Source organism: Stenotrophomonas sp. YJH_SMC_21 (genome assembly GCF_059369555.1).
The window spans coordinates 161,867-182,363 of sequence record NZ_JCAFSU010000003.1 but is presented as its reverse complement, the minus strand read 5'-3'; the positions used below and the strand labels follow the sequence as shown (position 1 = coordinate 182,363).

Below are 20,497 nucleotides of genomic sequence, written 5' to 3'. Positions count from 1 at the left end.
GCGCTCCTTCGACGCAGGTCGAACGAAATCTGCGGGAATAGCTCAGTTGGTAGAGCGCAACCTTGCCAAGGTTGAGGTCGCGAGTTCGAGTCTCGTTTCCCGCTCCAGATTCAAGAAGAACGCTCCCGCAAGGGGGCGTTTTTCGTTTGTCATGACGTTGGCGGCACGGGGCGCTACAGTCGCGCCATGGCGTCGTCATGGCGGGCGTGATATCGGCGGCCTGGCGGGACGATTCCAGCGTTAGTGTCGCAATCGGAATGGCGGGGCGTATCGGTCGTGGGGATGACCGCAGGGGCGGGGCTCGGGGAAGTTGGCAACAAGACGCAATGGCCCGGATGTCGCACCAGCGTTCCGTGCGTCGCATGCAGTGAAAGGCTGGCGAAAGGCCAACGCCATCGTTGCCTGAACCGCATGCGTGTTGTGACCTTTTTCGGACCAATTCTCCATGTTCGCTCCACAATCGCACGGTAGCCTTCATGCTCCTTCTACACGTTGGCGGGCTGGTGGTCAGGCGTATCACTTCAGTGGCAGTGCCCAGGACCGGGCGCGGACTCTCCCTGCAGGCAGTGCTGCGCCCCGGTGCGTTGTTGGCAACCCTGGCCCTGGCCGGCTGCATGTCGGTGCCCGTCCCGGACCTGCCTGATCGCACACCCAGCGCCTGGACCCAGGTACCGCAGGGCCAGGGCGTGGCGGTGGACGCCAGGCAGTGGTGGAAGGTGCTGGCCGACCCGGCGCTGGATGGCCTGGTCGATCAGGCGGTCGCCGGCAATCTCGACCTGCAGCAGGCCACCTTGCGCCTGCAGGCCGTTCGGATCGTCGCTGGCACGTCCGACTCGCGTTTCCTGCCGGAAATCTCCGCCAGCGCCAAGCAGGTGCAGGACGCCGCCGCTGTCGATACCTACTTCCATGCCGGCATTGAAGCGATCTGGGACCTGGGCCTGTTCGGCGCCGCCGAGAGTGCGCAGCTGAGCGCGCAGGCCTCGGCCGGCAATGCCGAGGCGCTGCGCAATGCCGCGCAGGTAGCGGTGATTGCCGACGTGGTGCGCAGCTATCTGGACCTGACGGTGGCGCAGGCCCAGCAGGATCTGCTGGCCCGACAGCAGGCCGTGGATGATCGCGGCGAACAGCTGGCGCTGGTCCGCCAGCGCCTGCGTCTGGACGAGCCGGGCGAACTGGATCGCCTGCGTGCACGCCAGGTCGCCACCCGCGCGGCCACGGCACAGGCCCGGGAAAACGCTGACAACGCGGCCCGCGCGCTGGCAGTGTTGCTGGGCCGAGATGGCCCGGATCCGGCCTGGCGCGCCTATCGCACGCCGCCGACGCTGGGCACGTTCTCGCTGCAGCAGGTCCCCGCCGATCTGCTGCGCCATCGGCCGCAGATCCTGCTGGCCGAGTCGGAAGTGATGCAGGCCGCCGCCAGCAAGGGCTCGGCGCGCGCCGCGATGTACCCGCGGATCAGCCTCGGCGGCTCCATTCTGTACGCCTACAACCTTACCCAGAACGCGCGCTCCAATTCCGACTCCAGTCCGTCGATCGGCCCGTACGTCGATATTCCGCTGTGGGACTGGGGCCAGCGCCGCGCGCGGTTCCATGCCGACGAAAAGCAACTGGACGCCGCCTTGCTCGGCTACCGCAAGGCCGTGCTGGAAGGCGTTAGCGAAGTGGAAGGTGCACTGGGCAGCCTGGCGCGCCAGGACAGCAGCATCCAATCGCTGCGTGCGGCCAATGATGTCGCCAACCAGCAGGTCAAGCGGCAGGCGCGGCAGGTGCAGTTGGGCCTGTCCAGCGAGTTTGATGGGCTGGATACGCAGCGTGCCGCATTGGCCTCGCAGGCCGACCTGATCGGTGCGCAGGGCGCGCGCGTGCTGGCGTTTGCGTCGCTGTACCGCGCCCTTGGTGGCGCACCGCTGCCGGTCGAGGCTGAGGGCGAACCGCAATGATCGCGCTGGCCCGCAAGACCCTGGCCTATGAGTGGCGCCGGTTCCTGCCGGTGGTGCTGGCGATGTGCTTCGCCGGCGTGCTGCTGATCGTGCAGGCGGCGCTGGTGCTGGGCATCTTCGGCACCGCCGCGATCTATGTGAAGGCATCTTCGGCCGATATCTGGGCCGGTTTCCCCGGTACCCAGAGCGTCAACTACGGCCATGCGATCAGCGCCGATGTGGAAAGCCACCTGCGCATGGATCCGGATGTCACCCGCGTCGAACCTTACGAATGGGTCGATGGTGAGTGGCGGTCCGGCGCGCAGGGCACCGGCAAGGTGTCGGTGTACCTGTCCGGCATCTCCACCCGCGACGATGCAATGATGTTCGCGCGCATCCTGCCTGCCGACCTGCGTGCACAGCTGCGCGAACCGGGTGCGGTGATCGTCGACAGCGCCGACCTGGATACGCTGGGCGTGGACCTGCAGAACAACCGCGCCTGGATCAATGGCAAGGCCGTGCGCGTGGTTGCCGCGCAGCCGGGCCTGCGTGGCCTTGGTGGTGTCAACGTACTGGCTTCGCTGGATACCGCGCGCGCCATCGCCGGTACCGACCCACATGAGGGCAGTACCTACTTCGTGGCGGGCCTGCGCTCGCCGGACCTGGCCGACCGCGTGCGCGATCGCCTGGCCGCGTCAATGGGCCAGGCTACGCCGGTCGAGTTCTGGACCGCGCCGGAGTTCGCCAGCCGCTCGCAGCAGTACTGGCTGTTCGACACCGGTGCCGGCATCGCGGTGTTGTTCATGGCCGTCATCGTCTGCTTCGTCGGCGCGGTGATCACCAACCAGTCGTTCGCGTCGGTGGTGGCTGGCTCGGTTCGCGAGTACGCCACGCTCAATGCACTCGGTGCAGGCCGCTATGCGCTGGCACGGGTGGTGTTCGAGCAGGCGTTGCTGATCGGTGGCGTGGGCATGTTGCTGGCGGCGGCCTTCAGCACCGTGGTGCTGTTGATCGCGCAGACCCAGCGCGTGCCGGTGCAGCTGACACCGATGGTGATCCTCGGCTGCGTCGCACTGGTTGCGGTGATGGCCATGCTCTCCAGCATCATGGCGGTGCGCAGTGTCGTCCGCTCCGATCCATCGTTGCTGCTGCGTTGAGGACCGGCCGATGACTTCCACACGCGCCGTCGCCCCGACCCTGCGGGCCGATGCACTTGAAAAGGGCTTCATGTCCGGCGACGTGCAGGTGCCGGTGCTGCGCGGCCTGTCGCTGGACATCTATCCTGGCGAGCTGACCCTGGTATCGGGCCCGTCGGGTTGCGGCAAGAGCACGCTGTTGTCGCTGCTGTCCGGCCTGTCCGCGCCCGATGGTGGCCGCGTGCACGCACTTGGCCAGGATGTGGGGCACATGACCCGAAGCGAGGTGGAGCGCTTCCGCCTGCACCATGTCGGTTTCGTGTTCCAGGGCTTCAATCTGTTCCCGGCACTGACTGCGCTGGAGCAGGTGCAGCTGCCGCTGGGCTACCGCGGCATGCGCAATCGCGAAAGCGAACCGCTGGCGCGCAAGGCGCTGGAAGAAGTGGGCCTCAGCCACCGCAGTCACATGCGCCCGGCGCAGCTGTCCGGCGGCGAGAAGCAGCGTGTGGCCGTTGCCCGCGCCTTCGCCAAGTCGCCGACGCTGATCTTCGCAGACGAACCCACCAGCGCGCTGGACGCCGAGAACGGCCAGCGCGTGATCGACATCCTGCATCGCTACGCACGTGCGCATGGCGCCACCGTGCTGTGCGTGAGCCACGATCCGCGCCTGATCCGGCATGCCGATCGGGTGATCGCCATGGAAGACGGCATGGTCCGTGATGACCGCCGCCAGAACGAAACTGTAGAGTCCGCCCCATGACCAAGACGTCGCACCTGCTTCCCCTCAGCCTGGCCCTGTCCGCGGCACTGCTGCTCGGCGCCTGTTCCAGGGACGCGCCTGCGCCTGCACAGTCGCCTTCGGGCAAGGCCGGTGCAACCGCCGTCGGCAAGGTCGCGGTGGCGCGCGGCATCATCGACGTCGAGGGTGGCCTGATCGCGCTGGCACCGCCGGTGGATGGCTCGATCACCGCCGCACCGGTGAAGGAAGGCGCCACGGTGAAGAAGGGGCAGCTGCTGCTGTCGCTGGATGGTGCCTTGCTGCAGCAGGAGGTGGCGATGGCCAGCGCCGATCTCGCCCTGGCCAATGACCGCCTGAAGGGCAGTCAGGCGCAGCTGCGCGAACTGGAGCGCAACGCTACTCGCCTTTCCACGGGGGCCAGCGAAGGCGTGTCGTCCAACCAGCAGGCCGATGCGGCCAAGCAGCAGCTGGCGGGTGTGCGCGCCGATGTTGACGTGGCCGGTGCGCAGGTCGACCTGGCCCAGCACAAGCTGGAACACGCCAGGCTGAAACTGCAGCAGATGTCGCTGAGCGCGCCGGAAGCCGGCACCGTGGTCGGCCAGGTGCCTGGCCTCGGAGCTTTCGTGCAGGCGGGCAAGCCGGCGATCTCCCTGCTGCCCGCGCGCCCGCTGCAGGTACGTGCCGAACTCAGCGCCGCCTATGCCGATGCCGTGCAGGTGGGCATGAAGGCTACCGTGGTGCCGGACAGCGATGGTGCCGAGAACACCGGCACGCTGCCGTCCGCACGCGTGGTGCGCATCAGCCCTGTGTTCGCGCAGGCACGCCTGCCTGAAGATGCAGGGCGTGGCGTGGCCAAGGTAGTGGAGTGTGTACTGGAGTTCGATGGCGAGGCCAAGGCGCGCTTCGGCCAGCATGTACGGGTGGAGTTCCGGAAGTAGGTCCGGTCAGCCGTTGAGCCAGCGGCGTAGGCGCGGGCAGACGGAGGCCGGGACCACGACCAGCAGCGCCAGAAGAAGGATGCCGCTGGTTGCAAGCAACCAGAACAGGTGCACATCGCGCACGGGAGACTGATGCATGGCGGTCACGCCCCAGAGTGTTGTCCAGCCCAGCCAGGGGAAGGCGCAGACAAGCATTCGCAGCCACAGACGGTGAAATCGCCATGGCTGCACGATCAGGCCCAGGGCAACAATCTCCACCAGAATGATCAGCGTTAAGGTGACGACTGAACTTGTGGGGTAAGGCAGTGTTCCAGACTCGGTGTGACGCAGTTGCCAGTAGTCTGGCTTGAAGCCGGCATGGATGAGTGCGAACGCCAGTAGCAGCCATACAACGGATGCGGATAGCCAGAAGACCTGGATTGCCGTCGGTTTCTGAAAGAGGTTTGGCATCTACTCGGGCAGGTATCCCTGCTGCTTCCAGAAGTTCATCGCGAACGCATGGTCTTTCGCGAGGTAGGGTGTTCTTCCTTTCAGTAAGCCCGAATTTGTGCCGCGCATTTCCCTTGCGCCACGCTTGAACAGGTGTAGTGCGTCGGCCAGCGCCTCCCCTCCGACGGGATCTATCTGAACCGGCGAGTCTTCAGTGCGCAGGTCTGCCTTGTAACGAATGTGAACGCGCTCCCCTCCATCCATGCATGTCTCAATGCAGTAGTAGTAGCTTTCGATGACGCTGCTACCGTCGACCTGTTGAAGTTCCCGTGAAAGGCGGAGCATGGGCTCCTCGCGGCCAGGCCCGCGTTTCTCTTGGCGAAATGCAGCATGACAGTGACCCACCCAGAATCCGCAACGTTCACCATCGCCGTAGTCGTCGTATGGCTGGCAGATCGGAAGCGCCAGGAGATCGCGTATCTCGGCCGCTGAAATTGTCTCCGTGGTCCTTTGGCGGTTCGATGCGCCTTCCTTAAGAAATCGCCACCCGTCGAGGATAAGTGCGATGAAGGGGGGCTGGATGTCGTGTGACTCCACCTCGTCCCATTCGGGCTGAACTTGTCCAGCATCGCTGCAGACGTATTTCAATAGGCTCCAACCAGATCCAGCACCTCCCATGTGAGAGGCTGTGGTGCTGGCGGTCGCTTCAGTGCGCCGCATTACGAGGCGTGCAGCGATGTTCTTCGATGGATCTTCCATCTGCACGGTGTATGCGCGGGCGTCGGCGTCGGTGTTGTCCGCACTTGCTAGAAGTGAGATGCCGCTGCGGTGGAATTCATAGGTCCGGGTATCCATGGGAAGCATGTCTTCTCCACAGACGCGTAGCAGACTTTCTGGGCTGACAGTTGCATCGCCAAACAGGTTCACTGTGCATAGCGTCGGGTCCGGCGCTGACAGACCCTCCGCACGGATGACGCTCTTCCCGGCAGTGAGCCTTTGCAGCATGGCTCCTGCATCCAGTGACCAGAAGCTGTCCGGACCCTCGGATTCGCGTGAGAGGCAATCGGGCTCGATGATCTGCTCAATTCCGTCGTCAATGATGGCTTCGTCGTCCATCCTGCGAATGCAGTGAACCGAGCCATCGAATTGCATGGAGTAGTCGGTCTGAATGAGAAGCGCTGCCTGGGTGTTCCCGACCACGTGCAGTTCCCCGTGGTTGTAGTCGCCCCAGAACAGCTCGCGTATCAGCAGGTTGCCGCCTACGCGGATTTCCTGTCCGCCGGCGATGGCATTGGTTGTCGTCAGGTCGCCCGAGACAAGCAATCCGCATGCGCCGTCGGTTTCAAGGCTGTGAACATGGCGCGCTATCTCTGCATTGCCGCGAACCAGGATGAAACGGATGTACGCACCAAGATCTTCTTCCCGCCACGGGGCCAGCGGGTCGTCCAGGTCCAGCGTGTCGAGCTTGAGGTCGCCATCAACCAAGAGAACTAACTCATCGGGATCACCCCAGACGTAGTGCTCTGGTGCGTATGTTGAGTCCTGCGGTACCTCACCCTTGATGTCGGCGTATCGGACGACCTGAAAGGGGCAGGCTGCGGAAAGTCGCGTGGCAAGTTCCAGGGGAGTAATCGGCCGGTCTCCAGCCATCGCTGGTAACGCTGCCTCAAGCGGATCCGCGTCGTCGGGGAGCTGTGATGCCTGCTGGCTCGACTGCTGCATGAATTATCCCGGTTTGGCAGAGGCATATGCAGAGCAGCGACAGTGAAAGTATTGCCGGCTCTGTGGGCCTCGGGTCAGGTACTGTCCTTCGCCGGTCCGCTGCGGGTCCATGCAACTATTCTGAAATGCGTAGGCCATCTCTGCGCGTCTTCTCCCTGCGGAAGCCATGCGGTGAGCTTATGAAAGCCCGCCACGCGCTCACCGCCGACACCAAGCACAGCGCCAGCAGTAGTCCCACGTCCAGCATCAACAACCACAGCAGATGCATGCCGTGTACCGGCGGCTGGTGCATGGCTGACAGCATCCACGGCACCGACCATGCCAGCAGCAGGGCGAAGGCGATCAGCAGGCGCAGCCACAGTCGTTTCAGTCGCCACGGCCGCACGATCAAGGCGGCTACCACCAGTTCGACGGTGCCCAGCAACGCGAACACGATGACAGTGCTGGTCGGGTAGGGCGACTCGGCGCCTTCCAGGTGATGCAGCAGCCAGTAGTCTGGGGTGAAGCCGGCATTGACCAGTGCGGCGATCAGCGCCAGCCAGGTCAACGCAACCAGCAACCAGAACAGGCGGACGTAGCGTCTAGGCATCGGCGGTGTCCGTGGTGGCAGGCAGGCGCTTGCGTGATGCATACCACGCGGTTGTGACGATCGCGGCCAGTGCCAGCAGGCCGGGCCCGAGGGTGAAGTACAGCAGGCGCAGCGGATGGTTGTGCATCAGTGTCCAACTCGCGAACGCCAGGGGAATCGCCAGCACCAGCAGCTTGGCAAACAGTGGCCGCAGCACCGCGATCAGCGGCTGGGCGCCAATGAACATCCAGAACAGATAGAACTGGGCGATGCCCAGGCCGATGTCACGATGTGAAGCAAAGCCGAAATGGTCGCGATACCAGTTCATTCCCATCGGCATCAGCGCCCAGTACAGCAGGGCCACCAGCAGATGCAGCAGCAGGGCGATCAACAGAGGCGTGCCGCGAAGGAGCATGGGCGAACGGGGCCGGGCGGGGCAGCGTACCCCACTGCGGACGCCCGTGACTGCATGATGTGAAGACTGTTGACGGCGTGAAGGAATTTGGACACAATAGCGCTCCTTCGACGCAGGTCGAACGGAATCTGCGGGAATAGCTCAGTTGGTAGAGCGCAACCTTGCCAAGGTTGAGGTCGCGAGTTCGAGTCTCGTTTCCCGCTCCAGATTCTACAGGGCCCCGGCAGGGGCCTTGTTTTTCTCCCGCCACGGCAAGGCGGGGCACGTTGGGCCACAAGGCTTTGCGCGCAGTCAGAAATGTGAAATCTCTGGTGTGTTTTCCGGATTTCCGGTAGCATGTCGGCTTACGCGGGAATAGCTCAGTTGGTAGAGCGCAACCTTGCCAAGGTTGAGGTCGCGAGTTCGAGTCTCGTTTCCCGCTCCATGTTCCGACAGGCCCCATCATGGGGTTTTGTCTTGTCAGGGCCCAGTTCCTGGCGCGCAGTACGTTGGCCTCATGGCAGAGTGGCTATGCACCGGATTGCAAATCCGTTTACAGCGGTTCGATTCCGCTTGAGGCCTCCAATTGAAAAGCCCTGACTCCGGTCAGGGCTTTTTTTTGCGTGGCGTTCGATGCCTTTGTGCAGAATCTCCTGATTCGGCCATGAAATCATCTGTTTGCCACCCGTTGTCAGCAGGTCCTATGAAGCCGAGGAACGAGTATGTACGTCGTCTGGACGTGCTGCTTGACCGCGGCGTGGTGCCGGAGGAGCTAGCCAACACCGAGGCGGCAGCGGAGAATCTGCGACGCGAACACGCCTCTCGATGCCATCAGCGGCTTGGCCGGGGCAAGTGTCGCGGTGGTGTGCAGTCCGACCCGGCGCAGCCGGTGTTGCGGGTTCGGGCCAGCTATCCAGTCAGCCCGTAGCTTTGGCGGGAATCACCTCCTGATCACGTTGTGCAGGAGGACATCGTCCTTGCCGAGAGCCTCCAGATGCGTAGCGAACCGCTGCACGATGCGGTGGTGGTCACTGGTGAGCTGCCGGGAAAGGGCGTCACCTGCAAAGTACGCAAGGACGGTGAGGCAGGTCAGCTTTTCGCACAGCAGGTCAGCAGCCCACTGATCATGCTGCTGCCGTCGGCGCCGAGCGCGGGCGGAACATCCTTGGTGAACGAAGTGAGCAAGCGGCCGTCGACCTCACTATGCCGCTGTTCCCCAAGCCGATTAAGCCAGGTGAGGTCGGCCCAGTCATGCCATTGGACCTGGTGGAAGTGGTTGGCGCTGCGGGGAGATGGCATGGGCAGTGCGAGTCGCTGCGCGTTGATGTTGTGATCGAGCACACCGTAACCCTCGAAAGGCACTACAACGATGCGAACTGACCTTTGGGATCAATTCGGCGAACTGGTCAGCAGCAATCCTCGATTGCTGGCGACCGTCACCGCGCACAACAGTGATGGCACCAGCAAGCTGACGACGTATGACGGGGTACAGGTGCGGGCTTTCGGCCAGCGGCGGCAAACCATTCCTTACAACGTCTGGGTTCGAGGTGGTCGCCTGATTGAAGCGGCTCCCAACCTTCCAGTGATGGAGGTCACCATCTAAATACTCCTCACAGGAGAAGCGTATGTGCTATTACGCCCGGATCATCGCTGCCTACTGGAATCTGGTCAGGATGACCGGCGCGCGTGGCATTTGTGAGAAAAGCCCTGCTCGTTGAGTGAGCTGGGCTTTGCATCGGTAAATCAAATTTGCTGGACTGGGCCGACATCTATCCTGCCACTGCAGTTGCCGACACATCCACCGCCAAAGTTGGTGCCACCGACGCCAACTCCGCCACCCCCATTCTCGGTGCCGCCTCCGCCAGTCTCCACGCCGCCGCCTTCGTAGATTGGCTCGGGCATAACACCCTCGCGAGGGGTCCGGCCTTCGCCCACCCAATTGGATTCAAAATTCTCGTGATAGACGGTGCAGTGGGTGGGATTGCATATCTGGTACGTTGTTCCAGTCGCCCACGCAAAGAATGGCACATAGTCGATTGGTGCCCGCGAGTCTTTAATGACCTCTAGGGTTCTTGCGTCGGGTACCGGTGATTCGACGTGACAATCGGTGCAGAAGTAGGGGCCGCGTTCGAAAGCGAACGTGCTTGCTGCGAGTGCGATCGCAGCGACGACTATCAGAAGTAGAATGGCCTTGCGGCGGGGGATGCGGAAGAACTTCTTATCTGCAGCATGAGTCATAGAGTTGATTTCCCTTTCGAAGTGCCAAGTTCAGCTGTTCTGCACTTAGCGATTTGTCCAAGGTACTAACTTGTCGAGCTGGCACTATCGACGGATCTGCGAGACGAACTGCTTCAAAGTAAGCTCTGCTTGTAACTCGGTCCTCGTCGACAAGTACACCAGCGTGATAGGCATTACCAAGCTGTAGGAGTGCGTCCGCACTGCCTTGGTTTGCCATTTCTTGCAGATAGCCAACAGCTGTCTGCTTGTATTCCTTCGTGCGGTCTGGATTGCGAAGCAGCTCCGCTGGTCCTCCAAGGGCGGATTGTGAGTCCGCGGCATAAAGGAGTCGTGCTCCAATGTTCCCCTGCTCTGCTGCAAGCGAGAGCCATCTACTGGAACTCAGTTCATCTTCAGCGGATAGTTCAATGCACGCGGTCGCGACATTCTCGGAAGCGTGAAGTGCGACGCCTCGAGACGCGCGTCGATTGATGTCCTTACACTCATTGAGCTTCTGGAATATTCCGTAGGACGCTGTCGCATCACCAGCTAATGCCAACGGCGAAAGTCTTGAAATGACTTCGTGCACTGTCCCTGGTGGGATTGGTCCATAGTCTTCCACTGCGTACGCGCGTCCGGACAGTTGCCGCACACGAACTAATCTGTTGGCCGCAGACCCTGGTGTGGATCTTGAAGAGACCGGCCGCGAGGCGGAGATCGCGGGCCCTCGAGTGGCGTGCTCCAGAGCGCTGGATGGCTCTGACGATGAGGCGGCTTTGTTTGGCTGCGTACTCGGTGCGGTTGTTCCGTACCAAACTGCCGCTCCTGCCAGCATGGCTAGTACAGCGAGGCTCAGGGCTTTGATCCGTCGACTCATAGCGCTCCTTTGTTGCTGATGAACGTAGTGCGTGTACAGGGGGGGGCATAGATGGTGCTCGATCTGGGGTGTCTCCGAGTGCCAAGTGCTTTACAGACCTCTATTTGTAAACGGCGACGGGCGGAACCACCCCCGGCCAAGGTGCAACTGAAGTTCATTTTTTGTTCACAATAGTGGCTGGTGGGAGCTTTGCGGCATCGGCGACTGGCTCAGCTACAGGCCGGGGACTTGGGCGCGCCTTGTCGAATCGTTGACGCGGTGGCCGGTCGTGTCCTTCTGGCCATGCGTCCTTCCCTTCCTACGGTTACCAGGGCTTCTGCACTGCGCCCATTCCCTCTGGTTGGGTCCAGACCGGTGAGCGCTGGGCGCTCTGGTAGAACGGTCAGGAGACGGCCGGCGTCACTCCCCTTGGGGTGCGCCTGTGGATGGAAGGCCAGAAGATGGGGCAGGTGAAGGGGGCGCGCGGCCAACGTCCGGCAGGCGAAGCGCTACGCGGAACGCTGGTGCGCGGCCCGGCTGTATCCCGAGCTGCCTCTGCGTGAGGCCGTCGCCCGGCTGACCGACAGCACGCCGATCCAGTTGCCCCCGCCACTGCCCGGTCTGCCGCCGACCCGCGAACAGCAGCAACAGGCCCGACGCCTGGCCGAGGCCAGAGCGAAGGCGGTTGAGCGGATCAAGGCAGCACTCGATCGGTTGGGGCGGTTGGGCCGGTGTCGCCTCCGCTCAGGCTATTGATGAGTAAGGATTTGATTGGGATTACAAATCCGTTTACAGCGGTTCGATTCCGCTTGAGGCCTCCAATTGAAAAGCCCTGACTCCGGGCAGGGCTTTTCGTTTTTCTGCGGTCTGGAATGTGCTGTACGAGCGCTATGATCGGGTCTGGGCCTTAGCGGACTTCATGCGGATGACTCCCAGACACATCGTGGAAACCTGGATCGAGCGCTTCAACGCAGGCGATGCTGCTGGCCTGGCGGAGCTGTATCACCCCGACGCGATCAATCACCAGGTCACCCAGGACCCGATCAAGGGCCGCGATGCGATCCGTGCCACCTTCGAGCGTGAATTCAGCACTGCTGAAATGGTCTGCATTCCCGAAGTCATCCATGAGGCCGGCAATGTCGCTGCGCTGGAATGACGCGACCCTCTTGGCCTGCGTGGATGCGGCTTCTTCACGGTTGACGGAGGATTGATCACGTTCCAGCGCGGCTACTGGGACAAACTCTCGTTCCTGAAGATGCACGGTCTTCCGATCGAGTGAGCCGCAAGGCCGGGCGGCATCCGTGCCGCCTTGGTCGTGGCCTGATCGGCTACAGCCTGGCCAGCGCCTGCACCGTGGCCTGCGTCAGCGGCTGGGGCAGAGCATCCCCGGCAAACCAGCCCAGCCCGGTCTGCACGCCCGGCTCCTGGATGGAAGCCTCGGCACCCGCAAGTGCCCGTGCCTCGTAGATAGGCGCGACCCAGTGCTGAGCAAGCGCCGGCTCGAAATGATCGGCCACGCACAGCAGGCGCAGCAGCTGCACTTCCAAGGCGGTCTCCTCGCGGACTTCGCGGACCACGGCAGCCTCCACCGTTTCCATCCAGTCGACTTTGCCGCCAGGCAGGCCCCAATACCCGCGCTCCGGATCGCGTCCGCGCTGGATCAGCAGGATGCGGCCGCCGGCATCACGGACGACGGCGCCGCATCCAAGGCGGGGAATCTGCAGTTCAGTCATGGCGGTGAATGAAGAAGGGACGGTTTTCATTCTTGCATGCACGCCGCATCAGGCGAACCCGCGCTAAGCTGGACACCTGTGCATCAACAACCTCGCGGGTGTGTCGCATGGTCATCCGGCAACTTGGTGCTGACGACGCCGACATTCTCTGGCAGGCGCGGTTGCAGGCGCTTCGCGAGTCGCCCGCTGCGTTCCTGTCCACGCTGGCCGAGGCGCAGAATGAGACAGCAGACGTGATGCGCGCCCAGCTTGCTGATCCCGGGACGCGTTATTTCGGCGCTTTCATCGACGGCAAGCTTGCGGGCTTCCTGCGCTACGTACGCCCGATGCGGACGGCGCGACGGCATACGGCGGAAGTGCACAGTGTCCATGTGGGCACCGGCCACCGTGGCCAGGGTATCGCCCGCCACCTTCTTCTTGCTGCGTTTGCATCTGCGCGCGCCGAGGGCATTGAATCGCTCACCCTCACGGTGCTGGAGGACAATGCTGCTGCGCGCGGGCTGTATGAATCGCTGGGTTTCAGCGTACTCGGCAGGGAGCCGCGCGCAGTCAAGCGCGAGGGCATCTACACGGATATCGTCTCGTACTGGATCACATTGCACTGACAGTGAAACGTTACTGCGGGCCCGGTCATGTTTCCGTGGCACGATGGGCCTGGACACACATTCATTCGACGAAGATAGGGCAATGCGCGTTCAGGTATGCCGCTGGCAAAGCGTAGCGCCGGAACACCGTCAGCAGGCGGTGGATCTGCTCCGCCAGGCTTTCCCGGACATGCAGGGCGAGGGCTACGCCATCCCGGGGCAGGTCGCTCTGGTCCTGGCAATGGGAGGTGATCACGTTGTCGCACATCTCGCGCTGTATGAACGCAACGTACTGCTGGACGGCGAGCCGGAACGCATGGGCTTGATTGGCGGCGTGGTGGTGCGTGCCGACGTTCGCCGGCAGGGCGTTGCCTCGCGGTTGATCGAAGCGGCCCATGCAGAGTTGCGCCGGCACGGTATCGATTTCGCCGTGCTGTTCGCCCTGGACCATCGGCACTATGCCTCTGTGGGCTATGTGCCGATGCAGAACGAGACCTGCTTCATTGAAGACGGCCACGTACGCAGGTTCGTCTACCGCGGCGGCATGGTGGCCACGCTGGGAGCGCGCCGCTGGACCACGGCCTTGCTCGATCTGCAGGGCGAAACGGTCTGAACGGCGCCAGCGTGCAGTCACCACCAAACCACCGTATCGTGGCGGTTGTCCAATGAACCAGGGAGCGGTGCAGGATGAAGGGGAAGGTAGTGATGGCGATGATGCTGCTGGGGTGTTTCCCGCTGGCATCGGCCCAGGTCTACAAGTGCAAGGGCGCTTCCGGTGAAACGGTATACAGCCAGAATCCCTGTGCTGCCGGCGCTGAACCCATGAAGCTGCGTTCCAGCCGTTCCTCCACGGAAACGGCGGGGGAGGCATCGAACCGCGCGGCGGTGTACCAGAACACCGAACTGGCCGACGCCGGTATCGCCGAGCGCAACTGCGTGCAGGGCGAGCGCTCGCGCATCTACGGTCCGCTGGAGTCGCGCAGCCAGCAGATCGGTCGGCAGATCGCCGAGTTGAACCGGCAGATGGCCGCGTCGAGCAACAACCTGGCCGGCGCAACCCGTGACTCGGGCATCCGTGCGCAGATTGCCAGCCTGCAGCAATCGTTGAGTGCCGAGCGGATGGCGGCGGATACACAGATGGCGAGTGCGCGCGAACGGTGCGCCTCGACCCGGCGTGAACGCGAGCGCTCGGTGCGCGACAAGTTCAGCAACGTACCCGCGGGTACGCCATGAGTCGTTCCCGCTAGGCGGGAAGGCGCATGGGTGTCTCCGCACGGAAGTTGCGCCCGACCGGCGCGCTCACGCCCAGGTAGTGCCGGAACAGGTAGATCAGCGGTTTCCAGCGCGCCACATCGATGTGCTGGGTGCCGTCCACGGTGATGTCTTCGTGCGCATGCACGCAGCGGATGCGGCCTTCGACGATCACGAAGCCCTGGCCATCATCCTCGCCGGGTGGATGCATCGCCATGACGGTGGCCTCCACCTGCAGCGGGCACTCGGCAATGGCCATCGGAGCAACGTGCGTCGACACGACGGCAGTGAATCCGCCCAGTGCGAACTTGTCGCGCACGTGCACGTAGCCCATCGCCTGCTTGGCGGTCGGCACCGGGTTACAGCCGGTTGCCCGCGCGATCGCCTCGACCTGTGCGGCCTGCGCGGATGAGGGGAAGTTCAGCACGCACTCGTTGCGCAGTTGCAGGTTGCGATAGCCCTGGCCCTGCGTACCGAGACCCAGCACTACCCGGTTGCCCAGCGCCCAGAACGAAGAAAGCGGGCTGATGTTGCTGCTGCCGTCGTCATTCAACGTGGTCATCAGCAGCACGGGCGTGCCTGGGTACAGGACCGAAGGGGTGATGCGGCGGCGATGGATCGAAGCGGTCTTCACGGCAGGTCTCGCGGTTGCGGGCGAGCACTGTGGCGAGCAGTCGGCTGCTGACGCTTCGGCCTGCATCGAACTGTTGGCAGATGACGGCATGCCACAATGGGGCATGGTCCACACCTCCGGTTCCCTTGTCAGTGTCGGTGCCCTGGTCGGGGACCAGGCGCGTGCCGCCATGCTGCTGCAGTTGATGGATGGACGGGCCTACACCGCGATGGAGCTGGCGCGCGTGGCCGGGGTAACGCCGCAGACGGCGAGCACGCACCTGCGCAGGCTGGTCGAGGGCGACCTGCTGGTGGCGGTGGCGCAGGGGCGTCATCGCTACCACCGGCTGGCATCAAGCGAGGTGGCAGAGATGCTCGAAGGCATCCTGCGCGTGGCCGACCGTACCCCTTCCTGTACCGCTGCGGCCGCGCGCAGCATGCCTGCACTGCGCGAGGCGCGTTCCTGCTATCGGCACCTGGCCGGCGTGCACGCGGTCGCCATCACCGATCGCCTGCTGCAGGCGGGGCATGTACTGCCATGCGAAGGGCATTGGCAGATCAGCGCTGGAGGCGCCGCATTCCTTGCCGGACTGGGCCTGCCGTTGCGCGAGCTCCTGCAGCAGCCGGTGGCGGCCAAGCCGGCGCGCTACTGCCGTGGCTGCCTGGACTGCACCGAACGGCGGCCACACCTGGCAGGGCTGGTCGGTGAGGCGATGCTGGACAGTTTCGTGAACAACGATTGGCTGCGGCGCGTCGAGGGCCGGCGCGAACTGCGGCTGACGCCACCCGGGCGCGAGGCGTTGTGGCGGCTCTTCAACCTGGCGACCTGAGCGGCGCGGCCAGTCTCAGTCACCCGCGACATGGCAAGGCGTTATGGTCGAGTTCCACGTCTCAGGGAGCTGCAATGGCGAGCAAGGACATCACGGGTCGCTTCGGGCACGGAGCGAATCGGAAATGAGCAAAATCATGGCAGATGTGCGTTGGCTGACCTTTCGGTTGAAGAACGGGCAATCCATCGGGCCGGAGCGGCTGAAGGACGGATGGGTGATTGCCTCGGAAACCGCCCGCTGCGAGGTCCGCCGCGAACATATCGAGGGATCAGGCCTGGTGTACGCCCTGTATGCGCCGGCCAACCTGGCCTCACCGCGGCGCGCGGAAATGCGCATGCGCGAATTCCTGATGAGCTCGGGCTACACCTTCACGATGGGCACGCTGGGCGGCTGATCCCCGCCTGCTGCGGCTACGGGCGCACGGCCAAGACCTGGCCGAGCGCGCCGATCTGACCGCGCGCATCGAACGGCACTGTGCTGGTCGGCCGACACCCGGGTGGCCAAACGGCACCGACATGTCGAAGCCCAGCCACTCGCCTTCGGGCATGCCGAACAGGTGCGCGGTCAGATCGAGGGGAGGCGGCACATGCTGCGCGGGTCCCTGCACCGTAAGCGTTACCAGCGTGGCGGACGCGTTTCGCTACGCGATGGACTCAGCGTTGCACTGTCTTCAAGGCATCGACAACCTGTGCTTCAGAGAAGCCACAATGTCCTTCGCCCACCGATGGCAGTACCCGTGGCGCTGGCCGCGCACCGGCGTGTGCGGCCAACTGCGGATACACCGTCTGCATGTGCGGCACGATGGTCGGGTCGTTGTGGTTGAACTGGATCACCAGCGGGCGCTGCAGTGCGCCGGTCAGCGCCAGCGTCGCGCGCACCCTGGCCTGCGCGGCAGGTACAGCATCGATGCGCCGCACCCCGGCGTTGAATGCGGCGTCATCGCCGAAGCCGCTGTAGACCGTGCCCCTGTTGCCGACCGGCATGCCACCGCTGCGTGTGGCCAGCTCGTGCAGGACCAGGGCGTGCAGGCTGATCGTGCCGGCCACTTCATCGGGGGAAACCTGCAGCCGCTGCGCCAGCAACGCGGCATGCGCCGGGTCGCGTTGCAGCGCGGTGGCGATGCCCTGGTAAAGCTCACTCTGGGGCAGCGTGGCTGCTTCGCGCGACGCCAACCCGGTGACCGGCAGCCCCTCAGCCTTGGGGAAGAAATAATCGAACGCGACCAGTGTGGTCAGCAGGTCGGCCGCGATCTGTTCGCCACTGAGATTGGCGCCGCACAGCGACACACCACCGGCATAGTGCTGCGGGAAACGCTCGAGGCTGCCAATGGTTACGGCACCACCCATCGAGAAGCCCAGCATCCAGGTGTGTCGCACGCGCTTGAGTTCACCCAGGGCATGCTGTCGCAGGTGTTCCATGTCGGTGATCGCCTCGGCCACCGCCCAGCCTTGGCTGGAATACGCGCTCTGCGCGACGGCGTAGCCCGCGCCCAGCAGTGCTGCGGTGCTGTCACCGGCGGCCATCGGCGTGGTGCGTGGCACGCCCACGGGCTCATAGCCATGGGCCAGCATCACCAGGTCGCCGTTCCAGTCTGCCGGTACATCCAGCCGCCAGGGGGCGCCCTGCAGCTCGCCGCTGAGCGTGCGTGGTGCCGTGGTTGGTGCTGCCAGCGATGCCGACGAAGCATGCAGCAGGCCAAGGGCGAGGGCACATCGAAGCAAGGGGCGCATCGTGGTCATTCCATGCGGGAATGGCGCCGAGCATAGATGCCAGCGGAATGTTGCGCGCGCTGCACTGCCGCAGGGGATTGCGGGCCGTACAGGCGGCGCTCTACGCTGGTGGCATGGCTCCGCACGTCATCGCGTCGATTATCCGCATTCCCCAAGGGAAGGCGGGGTAGCGCGCGGTCGTCACGGCCCTGCAACCCGCCCGGGAAGGCGGATTGCATGCAGCGCTCTCCCGGGAACTGGAATCCACCGAGGAGATCGCAGATGCAACACCCTTCATCCGCCGATGGCGGCGCAACCCTGCACCTGCTGTGCGGCAAGATCGGCGCAGGAAAATCGACGTTGTCGCAACAGCTGGCGGCCAAGCCTCGCCACGTATTGATCAGCGAAGATGCCTGGTTGGCCACGCTGCACCCGGGCGAAATCCACTCCGTCGCCGATTATCTGCAGCGCGCAGCCACGCTGCGCAGCGTGCTGACCGATCATCTGCGTACGCTGCTGCGGGCCGGCGTCTCGGTGGTGCTCGATTTCCCCTTCAACACGCCCGCAACCCGCGGGTGGGCGCGTGAGGTGTTCTCGCCAGTGGGCGCCGCGCATCAACTGCACTTCCTCGATATCGCCGACGAGGTCTGCAAGGCGCGGCTGCGTGCACGCAATGCATGCGGCGAGCATCCCTTCCAGGCCAGCGATGAGCAATTCGAGCAGATCACCCGCCACTTCGTTGCACCGGCCGCAGAAGAGGGTTTCATGGTGATGCGCTACACCGAGGCAGGCCCGGCATAGCGCGGTCGGCTCAGTCGCCGAATGCCGGCTTGCCTTCGGTGGCGGTGCGCACGAGCGTCCTGTGGAAGGTCTCGACCAGGGGGCGCAGGTTGATGCGGTGCCAGGCCGCCCACAGCGGTGTGCGGTAGCTGAACCACGGCAGCTCGCGCAGCACCACGCCGTCCGGCGCCTGGTGATCCAGGCTCTGCTGGACGGTGGTCAGGCCCAGGCCGGCGGCAACCAGGCCAAGCGCGGCCAGTGGCTCGGTCGCTTCCATGGCGATGGTCGGGGTGAACCCGGCTTTCGCACACGCGGCGATGAAGGTGTCGTGGCGCAGTGCGTTTTCCCTGTGCATCACGCCGATCCACTGCTGGCTGGCCAGATCCTCTGGCGTGATGGTCTCTGCACTGGCCAGTGGGTGGTCGGCCGGCACGGCCAGCAGCATCGGGTCGTTCAGCACCTGCGTGGCTTCCAGGTCCGGATCGTCGAACGCCGGTGGTTCGCAGACCAGGGCGATGTCCAGGCTGCGTTGCCGCAGGCCTTCCAGCTGCACGTCCGACTGCTGGTTGTAGAGCGCGATATGCACCGCCGGGCGATCGCCGCGCAGTTCGCGCAGGGCGGTGGGCAATACGCCGGAGTGCATCGCGTACTCCAGATAGCCGATGCACAGGCCGCCTTCGTCGCCGCGGCCGAGCCGGCGCGCCAGCGATTCCAGCCGGTTGGCATGGGTCAGCAGGGCCCGCGCCTCGGCCAGGAAGGTACGGCCATCGGCGGTCAGCCGGATGCGCTGCTGCGAGCGTTCGAACAGCTGCAGCTCCAGCCGTTCCTCCAGCTGGGCGATCTGCCGGCTGAGCGGGGATTGGGAGATGTGAAGGCGCTCGGCAGCGCGGCCGACGTGTTCATCTTCGGCGACGGCCACGAAGTAGCGCAGTTGGCGGAGGTCGAGCATAAGACCTTGCGGGACTCAAGATAATTAAATTATGTCTTGGACAGTCTTATCGGGCAAGCCTAGCCTGTGCGTCAACTTCAACAACCTCCCCAAGGGGGAACTCATGAGCATCAACACGCTGCTGGCTGGCAAGACCCTCGGCTTCGGTACCGCGCCGCTGGGCAACATGTTCCGTGACATCCCGGAAGCCGAGGCCCAGGCCACGGTGGACGCGGCCTGGGAACAGGGCACCCGCTACTTCGATACCGCCCCGTTCTATGGCGCAGGCCTGGCCGAGATCCGCCTTGGCGACGCGCTGGCCAAGCGCAACCGCGATGACTTCGTGCTCAGCACCAAGGTCGGCCGCCTGATCCTGGACGAAGTGGAAGACACCAGCGCCCGCGACCTTGGCGAGAAGGGCGGCCTGTTCGTCGCCGGCCGCCCCAACAAGCTGGTCAACGACTACTCGGCCGATGCCACCCTGCGCTCGATCGATGACAGCCTCAAGCGCCTGAAGACCGATCGCCTGGATATCGTCTGGGTGCACGACATCGCACAGGACTTCTATGGCGATGAGTGGCTGTCGTACTTCGAGACCGCACGCCGCGGTGCCTTCAAGGTGCTGACCCGCCTGCGCGAGGAGGGCGTGATCAAGGCCTGGGGCCTGGGCGTCAACCGTGTCGAGCCGATCGAGCTGACCCTGGACCTGGACGAAGCCCGTCCGGATGGCTTCCTGCTGGCAGGCCGCTACTCGCTGCTCGACCACGAGCGTGCGCTGCAGCGGGTGATGCCCAAGGCGGCCGAGCGCAACACCGGCGTCGTGGTCGGCGGTCCGTACAGCTCCGGCGTGCTGGCCGGTGGCAGCCACTTCGAGTACCAGAAGGCGTCGCCGGAGATCCTGGCCAAGGTCGAGCGCATCAAGGCCATCGCGGCCGAGTACGGCATCAGCATCAAGGCGGCCGCGTTGCAGTTCTCGCTGGCCAACCCGGCAGTGGCTGCGGTGATTCCGGGCGCCAGCCGTCCCGAGCGCATCGCCGAAGACTACGCCGCACTGAAGGAAATCATCCCGGCCGGGTTCTGGCAGGCGCTGCGCGCCCAGGGCCTGGTCGCGGCCAACGCCCCGCTGCCGATTGACAACATCTGAGTCCCGAA

Annotated in this window: 23 protein-coding genes, 4 tRNA genes and 1 pseudogene; 18 read left to right on the top strand and 10 right to left on the bottom strand. The window is 64.2% G+C overall.

Annotation, left to right across the window (positions count from 1 at the left end):
• Positions 1 to 31 precede the first annotated feature (31 nt).
• The 5 genes from AC5P67_RS06405 to AC5P67_RS06385 all read left to right on the top strand — a co-directional run bounded on the left by AC5P67_RS06405 (position 32) and on the right by AC5P67_RS06385 (position 4,732).
• A tRNA-Gly gene (locus AC5P67_RS06405) sits at positions 32 to 107 on the top strand.
• Between the two features lie 369 nt (positions 108 to 476).
• The gene (locus AC5P67_RS06400) at positions 477 to 1,940 is read left to right on the top strand and encodes a TolC family protein (protein ID WP_111189154.1); all 1,464 of its coding nucleotides are present in this window, start codon (positions 477 to 479) and stop codon (positions 1,938 to 1,940) included.
• Positions 1,937 to 3,076 (top strand): ABC transporter permease, encoded by a 1,140-nt coding sequence (locus tag AC5P67_RS06395; protein WP_495214399.1) that lies wholly within the window; start codon positions 1,937 to 1,939, stop codon positions 3,074 to 3,076. The genes AC5P67_RS06400 and AC5P67_RS06395 overlap by 4 nt, the downstream gene beginning before the upstream one ends.
• A gap of 10 nt (positions 3,077 to 3,086) precedes the next feature.
• Positions 3,087 to 3,815: an ABC transporter ATP-binding protein gene (locus AC5P67_RS06390; protein WP_012479691.1), complete on the top strand. Its 729-nt coding sequence runs from the start codon at positions 3,087 to 3,089 to the stop codon at positions 3,813 to 3,815.
• Positions 3,812 to 4,732 carry an HlyD family secretion protein gene (locus AC5P67_RS06385; protein WP_111118174.1) on the top strand — a complete coding sequence of 307 codons (921 nt, stop codon included), beginning with the start codon at positions 3,812 to 3,814 and terminating at the stop codon, positions 4,730 to 4,732. The genes AC5P67_RS06390 and AC5P67_RS06385 overlap by 4 nt, the downstream gene beginning before the upstream one ends.
• 6 nt (positions 4,733 to 4,738) lie before the next feature.
• Here AC5P67_RS06385 and AC5P67_RS06380 read toward each other — a convergent pair whose 3' ends face one another.
• The 4 genes from AC5P67_RS06380 to AC5P67_RS06365 form a co-directional block, all read right to left on the bottom strand.
• On the bottom strand, positions 4,739 to 5,182 hold the full coding sequence (locus AC5P67_RS06380; RefSeq protein ID WP_043034359.1) for a hypothetical protein: 444 nt from the start codon (positions 5,180 to 5,182) through the stop codon (positions 4,739 to 4,741).
• Positions 5,183 to 6,883, bottom strand: a complete 1,701-nt coding sequence (locus AC5P67_RS06375) for a hypothetical protein (protein ID WP_043034358.1) — start codon at positions 6,881 to 6,883, stop codon at positions 5,183 to 5,185. It abuts the gene before it with no gap.
• A 115-nt stretch (positions 6,884 to 6,998) separates the two neighbouring features.
• Positions 6,999 to 7,472, bottom strand: coding sequence for a hypothetical protein (locus AC5P67_RS06370; protein ID WP_100443202.1), 474 nt, complete (start codon positions 7,470 to 7,472; stop codon positions 6,999 to 7,001).
• Positions 7,465 to 7,866, bottom strand: coding sequence for a hypothetical protein (locus AC5P67_RS06365; RefSeq protein ID WP_043034356.1), 402 nt, complete (start codon positions 7,864 to 7,866; stop codon positions 7,465 to 7,467). The genes AC5P67_RS06370 and AC5P67_RS06365 overlap by 8 nt, the downstream gene beginning before the upstream one ends.
• 130 nt (positions 7,867 to 7,996) lie before the next feature.
• Between AC5P67_RS06365 and AC5P67_RS06360 the strand changes: the two genes are divergently transcribed.
• From AC5P67_RS06360 to AC5P67_RS06350, 3 genes are all read left to right on the top strand, one after another.
• A tRNA-Gly gene (locus AC5P67_RS06360) sits at positions 7,997 to 8,072 on the top strand.
• Between the two features lie 142 nt (positions 8,073 to 8,214).
• Positions 8,215 to 8,290 (top strand) — tRNA-Gly (locus tag AC5P67_RS06355).
• A 66-nt stretch (positions 8,291 to 8,356) separates the two neighbouring features.
• Positions 8,357 to 8,430 (top strand) — tRNA-Cys (locus AC5P67_RS06350).
• Positions 8,431 to 8,934: 504 nt separating this feature from the next.
• Here the strand turns inward: AC5P67_RS06350 and AC5P67_RS06345 are convergent.
• Positions 8,935 to 9,186 carry a hypothetical protein gene (locus tag AC5P67_RS06345; RefSeq protein ID WP_157806719.1) on the bottom strand — a complete coding sequence of 84 codons (252 nt, stop codon included), beginning with the start codon at positions 9,184 to 9,186 and terminating at the stop codon, positions 8,935 to 8,937.
• Between the two features lie 28 nt (positions 9,187 to 9,214).
• On the opposite strand from AC5P67_RS06345, the gene AC5P67_RS06340 reads away from it, so the two are divergent.
• Positions 9,215 to 9,448 (top strand): hypothetical protein, encoded by a 234-nt coding sequence (locus tag AC5P67_RS06340; protein WP_100443203.1) that lies wholly within the window; start codon positions 9,215 to 9,217, stop codon positions 9,446 to 9,448.
• A gap of 140 nt (positions 9,449 to 9,588) precedes the next feature.
• Here the strand turns inward: AC5P67_RS06340 and AC5P67_RS06335 are convergent, their stop codons facing one another.
• The gene (locus tag AC5P67_RS06335; protein WP_143566029.1) at positions 9,589 to 10,083 is read right to left on the bottom strand and encodes a hypothetical protein; all 495 of its coding nucleotides are present in this window, start codon (positions 10,081 to 10,083) and stop codon (positions 9,589 to 9,591) included.
• Between the two features lie 1,185 nt (positions 10,084 to 11,268).
• Here AC5P67_RS06335 and AC5P67_RS06330 point away from each other — a divergent pair.
• A pseudogene (locus AC5P67_RS06330) lies at positions 11,269 to 11,629 on the top strand (hypothetical protein); the annotation flags it as partial.
• A gap of 214 nt (positions 11,630 to 11,843) precedes the next feature.
• A complete protein-coding gene (locus AC5P67_RS06325; RefSeq protein WP_227415191.1) occupies positions 11,844 to 12,074 on the top strand; it encodes a YybH family protein in 231 nt (76 codons plus the stop codon).
• Positions 12,075 to 12,246: 172 nt separating this feature from the next.
• Here the strand turns inward: AC5P67_RS06325 and AC5P67_RS06320 are convergent, their stop codons facing one another.
• A complete protein-coding gene (locus AC5P67_RS06320; protein WP_111189153.1) occupies positions 12,247 to 12,651 on the bottom strand; it encodes an NUDIX hydrolase in 405 nt (134 codons plus the stop codon).
• A 107-nt stretch (positions 12,652 to 12,758) separates the two neighbouring features.
• On the opposite strand from AC5P67_RS06320, the gene AC5P67_RS06315 reads away from it, so the two are divergent.
• The 3 genes from AC5P67_RS06315 to AC5P67_RS06305 all read left to right on the top strand — a co-directional run bounded on the left by AC5P67_RS06315 (position 12,759) and on the right by AC5P67_RS06305 (position 14,468).
• Positions 12,759 to 13,256: a GNAT family N-acetyltransferase gene (locus AC5P67_RS06315; RefSeq protein ID WP_111189152.1), complete on the top strand. Its 498-nt coding sequence runs from the start codon at positions 12,759 to 12,761 to the stop codon at positions 13,254 to 13,256.
• A gap of 43 nt (positions 13,257 to 13,299) precedes the next feature.
• Positions 13,300 to 13,848, top strand: a complete 549-nt coding sequence (locus AC5P67_RS06310; RefSeq protein ID WP_111197287.1) for a GNAT family N-acetyltransferase — start codon at positions 13,300 to 13,302, stop codon at positions 13,846 to 13,848.
• A 74-nt stretch (positions 13,849 to 13,922) separates the two neighbouring features.
• Complete coding sequence (locus AC5P67_RS06305) at positions 13,923 to 14,468, top strand: DUF4124 domain-containing protein (protein ID WP_111197284.1); 546 nt, start codon at positions 13,923 to 13,925, stop codon at positions 14,466 to 14,468.
• 10 nt (positions 14,469 to 14,478) lie between these two features.
• On the opposite strand, the gene AC5P67_RS06300 is transcribed toward AC5P67_RS06305, so the two are convergent.
• Positions 14,479 to 15,120, bottom strand: coding sequence for a flavin reductase family protein (locus AC5P67_RS06300; RefSeq protein ID WP_088436354.1), 642 nt, complete (start codon positions 15,118 to 15,120; stop codon positions 14,479 to 14,481).
• A gap of 103 nt (positions 15,121 to 15,223) precedes the next feature.
• Between AC5P67_RS06300 and AC5P67_RS06295 the strand changes: the two genes are divergently transcribed.
• Complete coding sequence (locus AC5P67_RS06295; RefSeq protein WP_033834661.1) at positions 15,224 to 15,928, top strand: ArsR/SmtB family transcription factor; 705 nt, start codon at positions 15,224 to 15,226, stop codon at positions 15,926 to 15,928.
• Between the two features lie 124 nt (positions 15,929 to 16,052).
• A complete protein-coding gene (locus tag AC5P67_RS06290) occupies positions 16,053 to 16,322 on the top strand; it encodes a hypothetical protein (RefSeq protein ID WP_005408911.1) in 270 nt (89 codons plus the stop codon).
• A 259-nt stretch (positions 16,323 to 16,581) separates the two neighbouring features.
• Here AC5P67_RS06290 and AC5P67_RS06285 read toward each other — a convergent pair whose 3' ends face one another.
• The gene (locus AC5P67_RS06285) at positions 16,582 to 17,658 is read right to left on the bottom strand and encodes an alpha/beta hydrolase family protein (RefSeq protein ID WP_100443209.1); all 1,077 of its coding nucleotides are present in this window, start codon (positions 17,656 to 17,658) and stop codon (positions 16,582 to 16,584) included.
• Positions 17,659 to 17,919: 261 nt separating this feature from the next.
• Here AC5P67_RS06285 and AC5P67_RS06280 point away from each other — a divergent pair, with 261 nt between their 5' ends.
• Positions 17,920 to 18,438, top strand: a complete 519-nt coding sequence (locus AC5P67_RS06280) for a P-loop nucleotide/nucleoside kinase family protein (RefSeq protein ID WP_080398518.1) — start codon at positions 17,920 to 17,922, stop codon at positions 18,436 to 18,438.
• 10 nt (positions 18,439 to 18,448) lie between these two features.
• Here the strand turns inward: AC5P67_RS06280 and AC5P67_RS06275 are convergent, their stop codons facing one another.
• Positions 18,449 to 19,366, bottom strand: a complete 918-nt coding sequence (locus AC5P67_RS06275) for a LysR family transcriptional regulator (RefSeq protein ID WP_164173231.1) — start codon at positions 19,364 to 19,366, stop codon at positions 18,449 to 18,451.
• Positions 19,367 to 19,469: 103 nt separating this feature from the next.
• On the opposite strand from AC5P67_RS06275, the gene AC5P67_RS06270 reads away from it, so the two are divergent.
• On the top strand, positions 19,470 to 20,489 hold the full coding sequence (locus AC5P67_RS06270; RefSeq protein WP_005412841.1) for an aldo/keto reductase: 1,020 nt from the start codon (positions 19,470 to 19,472) through the stop codon (positions 20,487 to 20,489).
• The last annotated feature ends 8 nt before the right edge of the window (positions 20,490 to 20,497 follow it).